Annotated in this window: 5 protein-coding genes; 3 read left to right on the top strand and 2 right to left on the bottom strand. The window is 67.9% G+C overall.

Annotated features, from left to right (window positions below):
* The first annotated feature begins 542 nt into the window (after nt 1–542).
* Nucleotides 543–14,243, top strand: coding sequence for an LWXIA domain-containing protein (locus ACN22W_RS36055; protein ID WP_419689911.1), 13,701 nt, complete (start codon nt 543–545; stop codon nt 14,241–14,243).
* Between the two features lie 63 nt (nt 14,244–14,306).
* On the opposite strand, the gene ACN22W_RS36050 is transcribed toward ACN22W_RS36055, so the two are convergent.
* Nucleotides 14,307–14,948, bottom strand: coding sequence for an HD domain-containing protein (locus ACN22W_RS36050; protein ID WP_419689910.1), 642 nt, complete (start codon nt 14,946–14,948; stop codon nt 14,307–14,309).
* Between the two features lie 173 nt (nt 14,949–15,121).
* On the opposite strand from ACN22W_RS36050, the gene ACN22W_RS36045 reads away from it, so the two are divergent.
* On the top strand, nt 15,122–16,087 hold the full coding sequence (locus ACN22W_RS36045; protein ID WP_419689909.1) for a GlxA family transcriptional regulator: 966 nt from the start codon (nt 15,122–15,124) through the stop codon (nt 16,085–16,087).
* A gap of 283 nt (nt 16,088–16,370) precedes the next feature.
* Nucleotides 16,371–16,682 carry a DUF4148 domain-containing protein gene (locus ACN22W_RS36040; protein WP_043185856.1) on the top strand — a complete coding sequence of 104 codons (312 nt, stop codon included), beginning with the start codon at nt 16,371–16,373 and terminating at the stop codon, nt 16,680–16,682.
* Here ACN22W_RS36040 and ACN22W_RS36035 read toward each other — a convergent pair.
* The gene (locus tag ACN22W_RS36035; RefSeq protein ID WP_419689908.1) at nt 16,667–16,930 is read right to left on the bottom strand and encodes a hypothetical protein; all 264 of its coding nucleotides are present in this window, start codon (nt 16,928–16,930) and stop codon (nt 16,667–16,669) included. The genes ACN22W_RS36040 and ACN22W_RS36035 overlap by 16 nt on opposite strands.
* Nucleotides 16,931–16,947 lie beyond the last annotated feature (17 nt).

Here is a 16,947-nt window from a genome sequence, read left to right as displayed (position 1 = left end):
TGCGGAAGTGCGGGTATCCCAACGGGCTGGAAGGCCTGTTAAAGAGGACGCGCGAGAACTCGCGCGAATCGAAGATTCGCCTCGCGGAGTCGAGATAGAGATTCAGTATATAAAATCATCCACTGTAACTTGCAGTTGTCACGTAACAACGTTCTGACAGTGGAACGCTGAAGCAACCGCACTGTTCAAGCGCCGGATCCACGTCACGCGACGGATCGCCGAAGCGTCACAGCCTATTTCGCAACCCTGGCCACCAAAACGAAAGCTGACAGTAAGAATTCGCCGAGCACCAGAAAAGAAGCCGTAACACGCGAAACCAGGCGAATCGCGGCTCCCGCCCCATCGCCGCGCTGTCCCGCGCACCGCGCTGTACGCCGGCATGGCCGTTTCCCGTAGCGTTGCCCGGACGAGCCGGCTCCCTGCCGTCACCCGCTACGAATCGTGCCCGTGCCCGCTCCCCCCGCTTCCGTACACTCGAATTCGCGCCATGCGGCGCAGGCGGCGTGCATCCCGCGTACGGCCGCGCCTGACGGGAGCCTTGCATGCTGTCCATCGACGGAATGGGTCTGGGTTTGAACTGGCAGCGTTTCCTGTCGCAAACGCTGAATCCGGACCTCGCGCCGAAGCCGCCGCAAAATGTGGACGGCACGTCCAACGACGGCCCGAACAACGGTCCCGCCAACCCGGTCAACCCGACCGCCGCGCCGCCGATCCCCGTGCAGGCGGACCTCGGCACCGATCCGTCCAAACCGACCAACGCCGAAATCGGCTCGGCCACCGCGTTGCTGCAGAGCCTGGCCGATCAATATCGCGTGGCGCCGCCCGAGATCACCGTCGACAACGACACGACGCGTGCGGTCCAGGGCGTGATACAGGACGCGCAGACCAAATACGACAACGCGCAGCAGGCACTGCAAGGCGCGCAAGGCGTGCTGCGGATGACGAGCCGCGACCCCGACTCGACGCCCGACGAGCACAAGGCCGCCGTCGACAACTACACGAAAGCGCGCAATGCGGCCGACACCGCGCAACGCGAGCTCGACGTGACGACCGACGCCGGCTACCGCATCCTGTACGGCGAACAGGCGAAGGCCGACCAGTACAGCTCCGACCCGACGAACCAGAACATCGAAGGCCCCGCGCAGCAGCAGGCCGACGCGAAACTCGCCGCGTTGCAGAAGCTGTTCCCCGATCAGACGAAGGCGAATCCGAACTTCGTTCCGCAACAGGGCGATTGCAAGACGCCCGACCAGGTCCAGGCGTACGACGACTGGCAGTCAGCGACGTCGAGCGCGACGGTCGGCCAGGCCAAGTACTGGGCGGACGTCAGCAACGCGAATCTCGCCTATACGCAGTTCCAGTCGTACATGGGCGATCCCGCGTACAAGGACGCGATCGATACCGGTGTCGGCAATCTGAACGATGCGCTCGCGCAGCTGCAACTGCAGGTCGATCTGCCCGACGCGCCCGCGGCCGACCAGAACGGCAACGTCGATATGAACGCCGTGCAAGCGAACGTCGCGCAGGCAGCGAAGATCGCGAACTATTCAAACGCGGCCTATGCTGCGTCGCTCGACGCACAACAGGTCACGACGCTGCAGCAGAAATACGACGTCGACAGCGCCTGCCTGATCGGGTCGACGCCCGGCGCGGCGAAGGACGACAAGGCCGCGCTCGATCGCGCGACCACGCAAGCGAACACGAGCGGCAGCTACATGCAGATGCTCGGCGCGCAGCTCACGGTCGACGACTTGCAGACCAAATACGACACGGCGAAAAGCGCGTCCGACGACTGGCATTCCGCGAATCCGAAATCGCTGGATCCGCATCCGAAGGTCGACGTCGATCTCGGCAACGCATCCGATGCGCTGGCACAGGCGAAACAGACGGCAAGCCTCGCGCACGACGGCTTCGTCGTCGCCTACGGCCAGACGCTCGCGCAGCAGTACGACGACGCCGGCTCGCAGATCGATACGCAACTCGCGCCGAAGGTGCCGTTCGTGCTGCAGAACCCGACGCCGACGCTGTCGACGAATCCGCCGCCCACGACGACGACACCGGCCCCGTCGCCAGGACCGTCGCCGTCGTTGAGCACGTCGCTGCCGAGCGCATCGGGTACGCCGAATACATCGAGTACGCCGGCTCCGTCGACGACGCAGACGCCGTCGTCGTCATTGAGCACGTCGGCACCGGCCAGCAGTCTGTCGACATCGTTTCCCCCCACGACGCTGTTCACGAATCCGTCGTTCGTGCTGCGACCGCCCGGCTCGAACACGTCCGTGCCGACCACCGCGACCGGCCAGACCGCGCTCGACGCGAAAAAGCTGCACGTCGTCGCGGGCGCGCTGCGCGCGGCCGACAGCAGGCTGTCCAACACGTACAACGACGCAGCCGCGAAATTCCAGCTCGCGAACGCGCAGACGCAGGAAGGCGTGCTGAAGGGCAAGCTCGCGGACACGCAGAAAACCTACGACGACTGGTACGCGCACAACCCGACACCGGTGCGGCTGCGCATGGTGGACGGCGACGAGATCCCGATGCCGACGCCGCTACGCGCGAATCCGTACCAGGGCGACCTCGACAAGGCCCGCAGCGATCTGCAGCAAGCCGATGCGAACATCAACAAGCTGCAGCTACTGACGGAGATGTCGCATCAGCAGGTGCTGCTCGACCAGTTCGACGCGAGCCTCGCCGAGAACCTGCGCAACCCGCAGAGCCAGGACGACAAGGACGCGTACTCGAAGGCGCTGGACGGCTTCTTCCGCGCGCACCAGGGCGAACTGTCGCAATCGCTGCTCGACCAGGCGGGCGCGACCACGAACAAGGCCGCGACGATCGATTTCGGCAAGCTGACCGACAACGAGCAGCGCAACCTGATCGGCACCGCGATCGGGCTCGCGCCGGACGTCCAGCCGTCGTCGGACGCCGGCTCGCCCACCGCGCCCGTCAACGACGACACGGTGCGCTACACCGACAAGGACAAGCTGGACACGATCAACAAGGTGCGCGGCGAAATCCTGAAGCTCGGCGGCGGCGCCGGCACGCAGGTCAACATCCTGCCGCTGATCTATTCGGACAAGACGGCCGGCATGGTGACGAGCGCGCTCTTCAAGGTCACCGACGGCAAGGGCAACGTCCAGTACGTCGACGACACGTCGGCGAATTACGACAACGTCGGCGACTACCTCGACAACAACCAGCTTGCGTCGAGCGGCACGCTCGACCTCGTGACCGGCTACGACGGCAACGGTCACGCGCAGTTTCAGCAGAAGGCCGCGCATCACGACGACTGGTTCGACAGCGCGCTGAACACGCTGACCGGCGGCAAGGTGAACCTCGGGATGATGGGTCTCGGGCTGCTGATGGAGGGTGCCGGCGTGCTGCTCGACGCAACGGGCGCGGGCGCGTTTGCCGGCGCCGCGCTGAACTTCACGGGCGCGGCCATGATGGACACGGCGATCGGTTCGAGCATGGCGAAATCCGCGATCGATATCGGCTCGCGATGGGAACACAACCAGAGCATCAATCCGTTCACCGACGCCGGCGCGCGCGGCGACTGGCTCAACCTCGTGCCGATGGGCGCGGCCGGCGCCGCGAAGTTCGCCGGCTCGGAAGTGTTCGGCAAGACGATCACGGCACTCACCGGCTCGGCGAAAGCCGCGCGCGTGACCACGGCGATCGTGCGCGGCACGTCGCTCGCCACCGGCGTCGGCGCCGCGGGCGAGAGCTTCGTCGAGGCCGGTTTCGCGTTCGCCGACGGGAACAGCAAGCAGGGCTGGGAGGATCTCAAGTCCGGCTTCACGAACGTCGCGCTGATGGGTGCAGGCGGCGTGCGGGATCGCGTGGTCAATGCGGCGGTTCGCGTCACCGGCAGGCCGGTGATCGCGCGCTCGGCGGCTGGCGACAGCATCTCGATCGACGGCCAGCAGCTGCAGAAAATCCTGGGCGGGAAGGAGCCGCCGCAACTCGCGCTCGGCGCGACGCGCGCGTCGCTCGACGGCGTCGACATCAAGGTCGCGAAGGATGGCACGTTGATGGCCGGCGACAAGGTGCTCACCTACGACAACATGCCCGTGCGCGTGCTCGACGGGCTCAACAACAAGGACCTGAACAATCTGCCGCGGGGTGCCTCGGTGATGCTCGGCGAGAATGGCGAACTGAGCATCGTCAAGCTGACCGGCAAGACCTGGACCGAAGGCACGAAGATCGATTCGATCACGCAGACGGGCGACCGGCTGTCGTTCGGCAGCGACGGCGAAATCGACGCGCCGTCGAAGCTCGTCGCGAAAACACCCACGCAGTGGCAAAACGACCTGCAGCAACAGGCGAACGACCACGCTCCGCCCGCCGACCATGCGCAGAACGCGCCCGCCGCCGACGAAGCCGCGACGCGCGCGTCCGCAGCGAGCAACACGGCCACCGCAACCACGGCGGCAAGCGCACGCGATGCGCAGCACACGAGCGAAGCACAGGCCGCGCGCGACGAGAACCAGCAGGAAACGCGCTCGTCGGATTCGCATGTCGCCGCGCAGAATCGCCGCAGCAGCGACCTGCGCGCGGCGGAAGATCCGGCCGTCGCGCGGGCGCCCGGCGCCCCCGGTGCCGACGCCCTCGAAGAACCGGCCAGCGCCGCACCGCGCACGCCGGTCCGCGTGATCGACCTGACCGACGCCGAACCGGCAACCCGGCCCGCGACGCTCGATCCGGCTGGCGTCTCCGTGCCGCGCGGCCCGTCGGTCGAGGCACTCGACTACGGCGAGCACACGCTCTTCATCGTGCGTAACGGCGACGACCACGCTGCGGCGCCGCCCGATGCTGCGCAACCTCGCGCGGCGGGATCGCTGCCCGCGGACGTCGCGGAACCGATCGTCGTCATCGCCGATGCCGCGGACGCGCACGTTGCGCCCGAACTCGCGAACCGCTGGCAGCGCCCGGTGTTCGCCGCCACGCCGGAAGCGCTGCACACGGACGGCACGCTGCGCGCGGATGCGTCGTTGACTCGCTACATGCCTGCGCCCGATGCGCCGGTCACGGGCGGCCGCGTCGTCGGCACGAACGCGCAGGCGCAGCACGTCGACGCGACGGCAGGCATCGCCGAAGCCGACACGCCCGCGCCGGCTCCCGACGCGCCCGCAATCCGCCGCGCGCCGCCGCCCGCGAACGACGACACCGTCATCGTGCTCGCGTCGACCAAGCGCGGCGCCACCGACCCGGAGAACAGCGCCGCCCTGCCGCCGCAACCGCCCGCTCGCGCGGCACGCGCGCTGGACGGCGCATTCAGCGCGCCGAACCGCATCCTGGTGCTCGTCAAGCCGGCCGAGCGGTCTGCCTCGCAGGCGGCAAACGATGCGCGCGACGCGTCCCGCCCGACTCCGACCGGCGACGCGCAGGCCGAGGACCACGCGCTCCCGCCCGCCGCGCACCCGGAAATCACCGAAACGCCGCCGGACCCGTCGCTGGCCGGCCCCGGCCTCTTCACGCGGCTGCAGATGCGCTTCGGCGGCGCACCGCTGCCGGACGCGGTCCATGCGCTCGCGCAGCAATCGGACACGCTCACGCAGCAATTGAGGATGATGAGCGACGCCGGTTGGCGCGTGAGCCTCGGCAAGCGCGGCGGCGGCAGCCGGATCGATCCGAAGCGGCGCCGCGTGACGATCGACGGCGGCCTGCGCGATTCGGGCAGCATCACGTACACGCTCGCACACGAGGCGAAGCACGCGGTCGAGGCGATCGACGGCACGCTCGATTCGCTCGACTACAGCGGTCGCAGCCGCTTCACGCGCAAGGCGCTCGAAGCCGAAGCGCGCGCGCAGATCAACGCGTTCGAAGCGCGCTACGAGATCGACCTCGCGGGCGGCGGCGACATCGCGGCGCAAACGACGCTGCCCGACGCGCTCCAGCACGAGGCCGACCACTGGGGACCGTCGAGCGACTATGCGGGCACGGTCGAACGGCTCGCCGACGCATTCGCCGACGTGCCGGTGTCGGGCCGCCGCGGTGAGACTTATCAGGCTTTCTACGACGGCATCTGGGACAAGCAGAAGCGTCACGGCGGCGCGCCGCGGCGCATGCCCGCGCCGCACACGACGGAATCGGTCGGCGACGGCGGCACGCCGCTGCCGCGCACGCTCGACGAACAGGTGCGGTGGAGCTTCGCGCATGCGGAGCAGATTTCGCCGTTCGCGCAACGCGGGCGCAACGAGCCGCGGCAGATGACGCTCAAGAGCCTGGACGGACGCACGTCGATCGGGCCCGACGACCCGCTGACGGTCATCCACGGACGAACCGATGCCGCGGGCAATCTGCTCGACGCACACGGACGCCCCGCACAGCACGTCGACTATTCAATCGCGAACTTCCTGGCCGGCTCGTCGACCGGCGCCGGCTCCGGACGCGCGCTGATCTTCGCCGCGGACAACGGGCACGCTGGCGCCGCGTGGCTCGCGAACACCTGGCAGCGTCCGGTCTACGTGCCGGACGGTGGCACGATCCGCAGCCTCAATGCGGTTGCGGGAAATCCGGCGGGCACGAGAGAACAGGTGCAGTTCGGCCATGCGCCAACGTGGACCCGCTATGCGCCATCACCACGCGAGCGGATCGACTATGGCGAACTCGCCGTCGACGAAAACGGCCTCCATGTGGCCGGTGATCCGTCACGGCGCCTGGACGCGCAAGCGCTGATCGGCCCGTTCCTCGGGGCCGGCATCGAAAAGACCGTGTTCGAGCTCGGCAAGCGCAACGCGATCGGCCTGTACGACATCGATCCCCAGCGGCCGCGCGACAGCCAGATTGACGATCATCACGATGCGCTCAACACGGAACGCAGCGGGCTCGACATGCTGCGCCGCTATGGCATGCGCACGCTGACCATCGACGGCCCGTTCTCGGTCGGCAACCGGATCGCGATCCTGTACCACCCGCTCGCCGAACTCAGCAGCCGGGCCGTCTCACTCGGCGCGTTGCCGAAGCGCATCACGCACGAGTCGATGCGACAACTCGCAGCGATGCACGAGATCGTCGAACGCGATGGGCTGGTGTTCGATTTCCAGGGTCTCTTCGACGCGCACGGCGAGTTCTATTTCAGCGATCCTTCCACCGTGTTCCGCTCAGACGAGCATGACGATATCGCGTCCACCCTCGAGGAAATCGACAGCGTCATCGATCCGCTCAAACGCGGCATCGCCGACGGCAGCATCGTCCTCGCCCATCCGGAGACCCGCGAAGCGCTGCCGGACGGCGCGTTCGTCCAGAAGCCGTCCCTCATCACGCGTATCCGCATGTGGTTCGGCGGCGCGCCGCTGTCCGACGCCGCTTATGCGCTCGCCGGTCAGTCGAGCCTGCTCGCCGAACAGATGCGGCTGCTGAAATCGGACGGCTGGCAGATCGTGCTGGGCCGCGCGGGACGCGGCAGCCGCACCGACGTCGACCAGCGCCGGATCGTGATCGACGGCGGACTGCTCAGCACCGGCACGCTCGTCTATACGCTCGCGCACGAAGCCGGTCACGCGGCCGACGTGTCGAACGACCGGCTCGGCCTCGACACCAGCAGCCCCGACGCGTACGTGCAAAGCACGCTGCTCGCCGAAGCACGCGCACAGGCCAACGCGTTCGCGGTGCGCAAGCAGATCCTCGAAACGACCGGCATCGACATCGCCGAGCACGCGGTGCTCCCCGACGCGATCGCACGCGAGGCCGACCACGTGATGCCGGGCGACGCAGCGGGCCTCGCGCGCCTCGCCGACGCATTCGGCAACGCCGCGGTGTCGGGCCGCAACGGCGAACGCTACAGCACGTTCTACGGCCACGCCTGGGACCAGCAGCAGTCGGGCAACGCATCGCTGCGCATGCCCGCACCGCATACGACCGAATCGTCCGGCGGCACGGGCGGCGCGCGGCTGCCGCGCACGCTCGACGAACAGGTGCAGTGGAGCAACGAGCATGCGGATCGCGTGTCGCCGTTCCCGCGGCGCTGGTTCGGCGGCAGCGCGCCGAAGCTGACCTTCTCCCGCAACGGTCCGGTGTCCTATGCAAGCGGCGAACCGCTGACGCTCGTCCATGCGCGAACCGATGCCGTCGGCGGCCTGCTCGACGCCCACGGCCGTCCCGCCACGCCGGTCGACTACTCGATCGATCATCGCCACGCGTTCGGGCCCGCCCAAACGGGCAACCGCCTCGTGCTCGATGGCGGCGACGCACGCGCGGCGCACGGCGCGTGGCTCGCGAACATCTGGCAGCGCACGATCTACGTGCCCGACAGCGGCACGGTTCGCACGATCGGCGAGTCGCACACCGACCGCACGCACCGGATGCAGTTCGGTGGCCCGGGGACGTGGACCCGCTACACACCGTCGCCGCGCGAACGGATCGACCCGGGCGCGCTCGCCGCCGACGCGAACGGCCTGCATGTCGCCGGCGATCCGTCGCGGCGCGTGGATCCCGCCGAACTGCTCGGCCCGTTCCTCGGCGCGGGCACCGCGAAGGCGGTGTTCGAACTCGGCAAGCGCAACGCGATCGGCCTGTTCGAAGCGGGTGGCGACAAGGCGCGCACGATGCTCGAGCATGAAACACGTGGGCTCGACCAGTTGAAAGCGCTCGGCATGCGCACGGTCACGGTCGACGGCCCGTTCACGTACCGCGGCCGCATCGCGGTGCTGTACAGCCCGCTCGCCGAGCTCGGCAGCATCGACGTGATGAACGGCATCCTGCCGAAGCGCGTGACGCGCGAATCGATGCGGCAGCTCGCCGCCATGCGCGCGCTGGCCGAACGTCATGGCCTGTCGTTCGACTTCGAGGGCCTGTTCGATGCACAGGGCAACTTCTATTTCAGCGATCCCTCCGTCCTGATCCGGCATCCGGACCCGGCCGCCAACCGGACGCCGGGGATGATCGATGCCGTCATCGACCCGCTGAAACGCGGCATCGCCAGCGGCCACGTCGAGCTCGCGCATCCGGCGATCAGCGAAACGCTGCCGGACGGCGCGTTCGTCCAGAAGCCGTCTCTCATCACGCGCATCCGGATGTGGTTCGGCGGTGCGCCGCTGCCCGACGCCGCTTATGCGCTCGCCGGTCAGTCGAGCCTGCTCGCCGATCAGATGCGGCTGCTGAATCCGGGCCACTGGGAGATCGTGCAGGGCCGCGCGGGCGCCGGCAGCAAGGTCGACGCCGAACAGCGCCGGATCGTGATCGACGGCGGCCTGCGCCACGCCGGCACGATCGTCTACGTGCTCGCGCACGAGATCGGTCACGCGGTCGACGTGGCGACGAACCGGCTCGACCTCGACACCCGCAACCCCGACGCGTACGTGCAAAGCACGCTGCTCGCCGAAGCACGCGCGCAGGCCAACGCGTTCGCGGTGCGCAAGCAGATCCTCGAAGCGACCGGCATCGACATCGCCGAGCATGCGGTACTCCCCGATGCGATCGCGCGCGAAGCCGACCATGTGATGCCCAGCGACGAAGCCGGCCTCGCCCGGCTCGCCGACGCGTTCGGCAATGCGCCCGCGTCGCTGCCCGGCAACCCCGTCTACCGCGCGCTGTATCGCGCGCAGGCCGAGCAGGCCATGCGTGATGGCAAGGCCGGGCGCACCGGTGCGGCGCCGCGGACGATGCCGTCGATGATGATGTGGCCGGTGCCCGATCCGTCTACCTTCATGCCGGCCGCGCCCGCGCTCACACCCGAGTCGCGTGCGGCCGACTGGCTCGATGCGCACGGCAAGCGCAACCTGAAGCGGATCGACGGGACGCAACTGGCCGACATCCGCGACCTCGCGCAATACGCGGGACCCAACGCGCACGTGCTGATCGCGAAGCACCTCGACCGGCCGGCGGACGACGGCACACATCCGCAGCCCGACTTCGTCGCGAGCCTGAAGACCGACGCGTACAGCCAGCCCGGCCAGCCCGAGGCGGCCGATCCCGGCGACACGCCATCGCACGAAGTACGCGACGCGGTGTATCCGGGCACGCGTCCGCGCAAGCGCAACGACAGCAAGCCGCCGCATGAGGCGCGCGCGGATTTCGACTTCTACCTGTCGCCGGTGTCGCTCGACGAATTGCGGCAATTCGGCGGCGCGGCGAAGGTCGAAGACATCGACACGAAGCGCGTGTGGGATGCCGAGCCTTCCGGCGACATGCCTGCGGATGAGGTCGTCAAGCAGATCGACGCCCTCTCCCGCGCGCCGCGGTACAAACGGCCCAAAGCGGCCGCAAAGGCCGCGGAGGCCCTGCCCGCTGGCGCGACGATCTTCGCGGTCGACAGGAAGACCGGCAAGGTGCTCGGCTACGCGGAGTCCGAACAGGGCGGCTGGACCTATCACGAGAAGACCTCGGTCGGCGACGCGTCGATCGGGGCGCAGGATCTCGGCACCGCGTTTCGCCGCCGCGCGCGCGGGCTGCCCGACGGACGGCGCGGCGTCGTGTTCGTCCCGTCCTCGCTGCCGGAATCGGCGGTGTCCCGCTATGGCGGCTTCGAGCCTGCCGAGCGGGCGTTGCCGGTCGCCGAGCAGAAACCGCCGCCGCTGAAACTGAGCGACCGCGTGCAACGCCGGCTCGGCAGGATTCAGTCGGCGGGCAAGCCGCCCGCAGGGGCGACGCCGCTCGCCCATCGATGGGTCGCGCCGAACCTGTTGCCGAAATCGGCCGACGACGTGCACGACTTCAGCGGCGCAAACACATTGCATCTGCGGCGCGTGATCGATCTCGGCCAGGTCGGCCCGGCGTACTTCATCTACGTCTACGGCACGGAAGGCGCGCTGATCGACACGCTGCACAAGCCGGACGGCATCCTCGCGACACGCGACGACAAGCTGCAATGGTTCGACGACGCAACGCATTTCAACGATGCGGGCAAGCCCGGCATCGATCTCGACAAGACCACGATCGGCGGCGGCCCGGATGGCGCGAACCGCCATTTCCTGGTGACGAAGCTCGATCCGGCCGCGTTCGACGCGCGCGCAAAACCGACGCAGCTCGAAGCCTATGCATTGAAACAGGCGGAACTCGACAAGCAACTGACGAAAGCCGCCGCGGAATCGTCCGCGCCGTTCGGCGAGCTGGAGAAGCGCATCGCGACCGAACTGACGGCAGCGACGACCCAGCAAGCCAGACTCGCCAACGACCCCGCGTCGGGCGCGCCCGCTGCCAGCCCGCCGGCGAAGCCGAAGAAACGCACGCGCGGCAAGGGCAAGAACGGCAACCCGAGCACGCCGGCCGCACCGGCACCTGCCGCGCCGCCGGCACTCCCCGCCGGCGAACCGTTCAGCATCAAGACCTATCAGCCCGGCCTGTCGAGCGCGACGATCGCCGAATGGATCCTTCGCTTCGGCAAGGCGAAAGTCGACAACTGGTTCCCCGAGCACGAACGCGTCAAGGCGTTTGCGGGCCGCAGCGGCGAACCGCTCGATCTCGGCGCAAACCGGCAGGTCATGATGGCCGACAGCGTGATGATGAAAGCGCTCGGCCTCCCGTTGCGGCTCGCGCGCGATGTGTCGAGCATGCCGTGGCGTGGCCCGCTGTCGCGGCCCGATCACGCGGCAAACGTGCTGTCTCGCCATGCGAAAGGCGCGATTACCTATCTGTCGATCGCACGCGCCGCGGACCGGCATGCGCTGCAGGCCTATGCACGCGCGAAGGCCGAGATTCAGGATCGCATTGCGCTGATGGCGCGCGGCTTCACGCTGCGCGACAACCCCGACGAGATGCTCGCGCTCGTCAAACGCTACGGCGGCGCGATGCCGGTCGTGTCGGTCGCGGTCGATCCGCATTCGCTGGCCGCGGCGCTCGGCAGGAAGCACGACCCGGCGTTCATCCGCCGCGTGCGCGAGCTCGGCAACCTCGATAACGCTCAGTTTGACGAAGCGAACGCGCGGATCGACATCGACGGCACGGGTCGCCAGCTCGAGCTCGACGACCTCGACCACCTGGACAAATGGCTCGACGCGGCATCCGAAGGCGGCTTCGTGCTGCGCCTCGAAACCGCGCCGTCGCGCGCGCTCGTGTCGGCCGAAGACCAGCGCACGCTTGCCGGCACCAACGATGCCTATCACGACTACGTGCGCACGTTCGACGCGCTCGAAACGTGGGCCCGCCGGAACACCGACAAAGACGCGCCGCACGTGATGGTGACGTTCCACGGCTGGGATGCCGTGCTCGAACCGGTGCCGGGCGACGGTCACCTGAAACTCGTCGAGGCCGTGCTCGACCGCAAGGAACTCGACTGGGTTCACCTCGGGCTGTCGTATGCAACGCACGGCTCGGACTTCATCGCGAACCAGGACCTGACCGCCGCACTCGCCCGCAAGCTCGTCGAATACGAACTGCGCGCGCCCGGCAAGCTCGCGCGCCTGCATGGCGCCGACGCACTCACGCGCGTGTTCGAGCGTGTCGGCACGCAAACGCTCGCGAACCAGCACCAGGTGCTGTTCGCCGAGGTCGAACGCGTCGGCCTCGCGAACGGGATGACGCCCGAGAAGCTCGCGCAGTTGCGTACCAAACTGTACGAAGGCAATACCACCGCGCTGATGGACCGCGCGCGACAGGCGACGATTACCTATGCCAAGGAGAACTACTGGAATACCGCCGCGGCCGCCAACCGGGCCGAATTCCGCGCACGCGACGCCGGCAGCCGCTGGTTGAGCCAATACGGCAAGCCGGACACCGAACCCATGCAGCTCAAGATCGACGCGCACGCGAACGCGTCGAGCACCGCTTTCTGGCGCGCGGTGGCGGCCGACCCGAAGCTCGCCATCGACGACACCAAACCCGTCATCGTGAACCGGGACATCGCCGCGCAGCCAAGCCACCAGCGCGGCGACCCGCAGAAAGCCGCGCTCGCGCAACTCAACGCGCTGCGCGTCCACCGGCCGTCGTTCGGCAAACGCGACTGGATGTGGTCGCTGGGTTTCGGCGGCACGGTGGCCGGTGCAAGCTCGCTGGTTGCGCTGAACGTGTTCAACGGCATGAACATGATGAGCTCGGACGCGCTGAGTCACGCGAACACCGCGCTCTTCGTCGGCGCGCGTGCCGGCCGCGTGTTCGGCGCGATGCACCAGGGTGCGGTGCAGAGCCTGCAAAGCGGCGACCCGCGCGCGGTGCACGACGTACTCGACCGCTTGCAGCGCTCGCTCGCGCAGCAGCTGAGCGCTTCGGTGCACGGCTACAATCCGGCGCGGCTCGAACAGCTCGACTTGCTGACGAACGAGACCCGCGTGAAGGCGAGCCACTTCGTCGAAATGCACCGTCAAGGTTTGATCGGTTTCGACGATGCGGCCGCGCAGATCAAGGAACTGTCGGCCGACCTGCTGGCGAACATGCAGGGCATGGTCGGCGGCACGTCGCTCACGCAGCTGCACCGCGGCAATTCCCGCCGGCTGCTCGGCCTCGTCGGGCGCGGCAGCGCGATCGTCGGTTATTCAGGGACGATCGCCGTCGGCGTGCACGGGCTGATGACCACGCCGACGGTCGCGGGCGCGCTGACGACCGCGAGCGCGGCGCTCGCCGCGACGTATTCGGGCCTGGTCTACGCAGTGAGCGCGCATCGCGTGAACGCGGACAAGCGCAGCCGCGTCGTGCGCCTGATCGATTCGACGTCGGATTTCGTCGGTGTGGCGAGCGGCGTCGCCGGCACGATCGCGCAATACGACAAGGGCCATTACGGGCTTGCGGCAACAGCCGCGACATCGACGGCGATCCTGCTCGGCGCGCGCCTGAACACCCATTTCCCGAACGCGACGCGCTGGGTCAAGAAATACCCGACCGCGCTGATCCTCGTGCCGATCGGAATCTGGGGCTTCACGCAGTTGCAGAGCCTGTTCTTCGGATCGCCTTCGAGCGGATCGGGGTCGTCGACGCACAAGTCGAAACCGACGTCATCGTCGTCATCGTCGTCATCGCATCAGCCGCCGCAGACCGGCGGCACGCCGACGACCGGGCTCGCACCGGGCGCAACCGTGACGCAGCCGCCCGGCACCGGCACGACGGGCAGCACGGCGCCCGCGCAACCCTCCGCGCCGCCGTCGCCGGCCGCGCAACCGTACATCGTCGTCGCGGGGGATTCGCTCTGGGTGATCGCCGACGCGCATCGCCAATCGCTGCTCGATGCGGCGCATGTGTCGCGGGATGACCAGAAGGCGATGACGCACGACCAGCAGGATGCACGCGCACTCAACGAGATCCTGCAGCTGAATCCGGGCATGGCCTCGGCGCCGAACGTGCTGCACGTCGGGCAGTCGATCAATATCGGCTGAGGCGGCGCCGGTCGCGCGGGTCCGGCGACCGGCATCGACGAACGCTCTGGCGGACGACGGTGGTCAGCCAGCCCATGCGGAGTTGCGGATCACGCTGCAGAAATTGCCGGCGCGGAAATGCGGATCCTTGTCCGCGATGACGTCGGCCTTCACGTTGCCGAACGTCGTATCCGGCTTGTGCCTGATCCCGTCGTAGAACGTCTGGATGATGTCCTCCTTGAAATGCGGCGTGCGCGGATGCGCGCTCACGACCGCGTCGCGCTCGGCGTCGCTGTATTCCGGATACGTCAGGCCCAGCACGTCCATCTCGACGCCCGCCGTGACGAGCGCGATCACCGGATGCATGTGCTGCGGAATGCCCGGCGTGGTATGCAGCGCGATCGAGGTCCACACGACATCGATATCCTGCTGCGAGATGCCCTTGCTTTTCAGGAAATCGCGGGCCGCGTTGGCACCGTCCACTTCGAAGCGCTCGCACGCGCTGCTGTGCTGGTGCGTGAGCCCCATGTCGTGGAACATGCAGCCGCAGTAGAGCAGCTCGGGATCGTATTCGAGCCCGCGACGCTGGCCCGCCAGCGCCGCGAAATAGAAGACGCGGCTGGAGTGGTGAAACAGCAATTCGGATTCGGTATCGCGCACAAGCTCGGTGATCTCGCGAGCCAGTTGGCTATCGGGAAGGGTGATGCCGGCAACGTTCACAGTCATGATCGACCTCCATTGAAGACCCCCCCGATTCTCCGGAGCCCGATAGCTGTCATCAATAGACGTATCACGTCAAATCCTGCCATTTCGCGCGACGAACGGACACGGTGCCTGCGGGGCCACAGGGGCGCCCCTATACTGCTACGCATCACGTTCGACACAACACGCAACCGATCATGCCGAAGGTCGTGGGAATTTTCGCCGTACCGGGCGTTCAGCTGCTCGATGTCTCCGCCCCGCTCGACGTCTTCGCGCAAGCGAACGCCGAGTGCGGGAAGCCGTTCTATACGTTGCGGATCATCGCGGGCGAATCCGGTCCGATCCGCAGCTCATCCGGTGCACAGTTGCTGCCCGACTGGATCGTTCCCGCCATCCCGGAGCGCATCGATACGCTGCTGGTCGCCGGCGCGCCGAGCGCCAGCCAGCTCACGTTGCGCACCGACGTCCTCGCGTGGCTGCGAGCGGCGGCCGTGCAAAGCAAGCGCTACGGCTCGATCTGCACCGGCGCATTCATCCTCGCGGCCACCGGCCTGCTGAAAGGGCGCCACCTGACCACGCACTGGGCCGCCGCCGACGCGCTTGCCGAAGCCTATCCGTCGCTCACCGTCGATGCGGACGCACTGTACGTGCGCGACGGCAAGCTGCGCACCGGCGCCGGCGTCACGGCCGGGCTCGATCTCGCGCTCGCGCTGGTCGAGGAGGATCTCGGCCGCGAGATCGCGCGGCGCGTCGCCGCGCAACTGGTCATGTTCTTCAAGCGGCCGGGCGGGCAACTCCAGTTCAGCCGCAAGGGCGAGGCGCGCCCCGCCGGACGCTCGGTGCTGCAGGAGGTTCAGCGCTGGATCGCGGCGAATCCGGAACTCGAGCATTCGGTGGCCGAGATGGCAAAGCATGCGGGCATGAGCCCGCGCCACTTCGCGCGGCTGTTCCGCACGGAAGTCGGCATGACGCCGGCCGCATGGGTCGAGGCAACCCGCATCGCGGCGGCCCGCCACTTGCTCGAGAACGGCCACGACACGCCGAAACAGGTCGCCGCGAAATGCGGCTTCGCGAATGTCGATACGCTCAGGCGATCGTTCGCGCGGCACGTCGGGATCACGCCGGCCGAATACCGGAAGCGGCAGGCGGTTCTGGCCGAGTGACCCGGCATGGGCGATGCCGGTGACCTTTCAAAAATACTTCGGAATACGATTCAAACGGTCGTCCCTTCGACGCGTGCCGGCCGACAATATCGCGTTCGAAAGGGCCAGGCCCGACACCCCCGTCAATCATCAGACAAAACCACCCGTCCACGCGGATCGTTTACCCAGTTGCAATAATGAATCACTGGAACGCGTATTTCCGACCGGTAACGTGATCGCTACGATGCAATCAACCGCTGAACGCAACGAGCGAAGCGCGAAATCAACGAAACCGGAGGTCATCATGAAGTCGTTCATCTACGCAGTCGTCGCCGCAACCGCCCTGTCCGCCTCGTACGGCGCCTTCGCACAGTCGAACCCGTCGGGCCAGCTGACGCGTGCCCAGGTGCGCGCCGAACTCGTCCAGCTCGAACAGGCCGGCTACAAGCCCGAGGTCTCCGACCAGTATTACCCGCGCGCGCTGCAGACCGCACAGGCCCGTGTGACGAACGCCGATGAAACCGGCTACGGCGCGCAAGCTGCCGCCGGCGTGCGTGCCGGCCGCGCGATCGCGGTCAAGCAGGAAGGCCGCGACTCCGTCTATTTCGGCCAGTAAGCCGGACCGACGTGCGCGGATTCCGGTCCGCGCGCGGCAAGCGAAACACCCCGCTCTCGTTCAGGGCGGGGTGTTTGCTTTTCGGTCATCCGCTCCGCAACGGGATCGCCATCTTCGACCGACGTGAACGAACCCGTGAATCGCACCGCGCAGCGTCGTTCACGCAGGCAGCCGGTGTTTGCGCATAGAATGGCCGCGTGGTCGGCGTCGGCCGAAACAAATGCGAGCGGAACCACGACGCCCGGCATGCCCGATCGTCGCCGCG

The sequence above is a fragment of the Burkholderia theae genome (genome assembly GCF_048565265.1).
Lineage (GTDB): Bacteria > Pseudomonadota > Gammaproteobacteria > Burkholderiales > Burkholderiaceae > Burkholderia > Burkholderia theae.
Note: the sequence above shows the minus strand (reverse complement) of the source record. Positions and strands in the feature narration are given on the sequence as shown.

Bases quoted from the DNA above. Each gene is read 5' to 3' on its own strand.
- ACN22W_RS36055 (WP_419689911.1), top strand. From the start codon at position 543: ATGCTGTCCATCGACGGAATGGGTCTGGGTTTGAACTGGCAGCGTTTC.
- ACN22W_RS36050 (WP_419689910.1), bottom strand. From the start codon at position 14,948: ATGACTGTGAACGTTGCCGGCATCACCCTTCCCGATAGCCAACTGGCT.
- ACN22W_RS36045 (WP_419689909.1), top strand. From the start codon at position 15,122: ATGCCGAAGGTCGTGGGAATTTTCGCCGTACCGGGCGTTCAGCTGCTC.
- ACN22W_RS36040 (WP_043185856.1), top strand. From the start codon at position 16,371: ATGAAGTCGTTCATCTACGCAGTCGTCGCCGCAACCGCCCTGTCCGCC.
- ACN22W_RS36035 (WP_419689908.1), bottom strand. From the start codon at position 16,930: ATGCCGGGCGTCGTGGTTCCGCTCGCATTTGTTTCGGCCGACGCCGAC.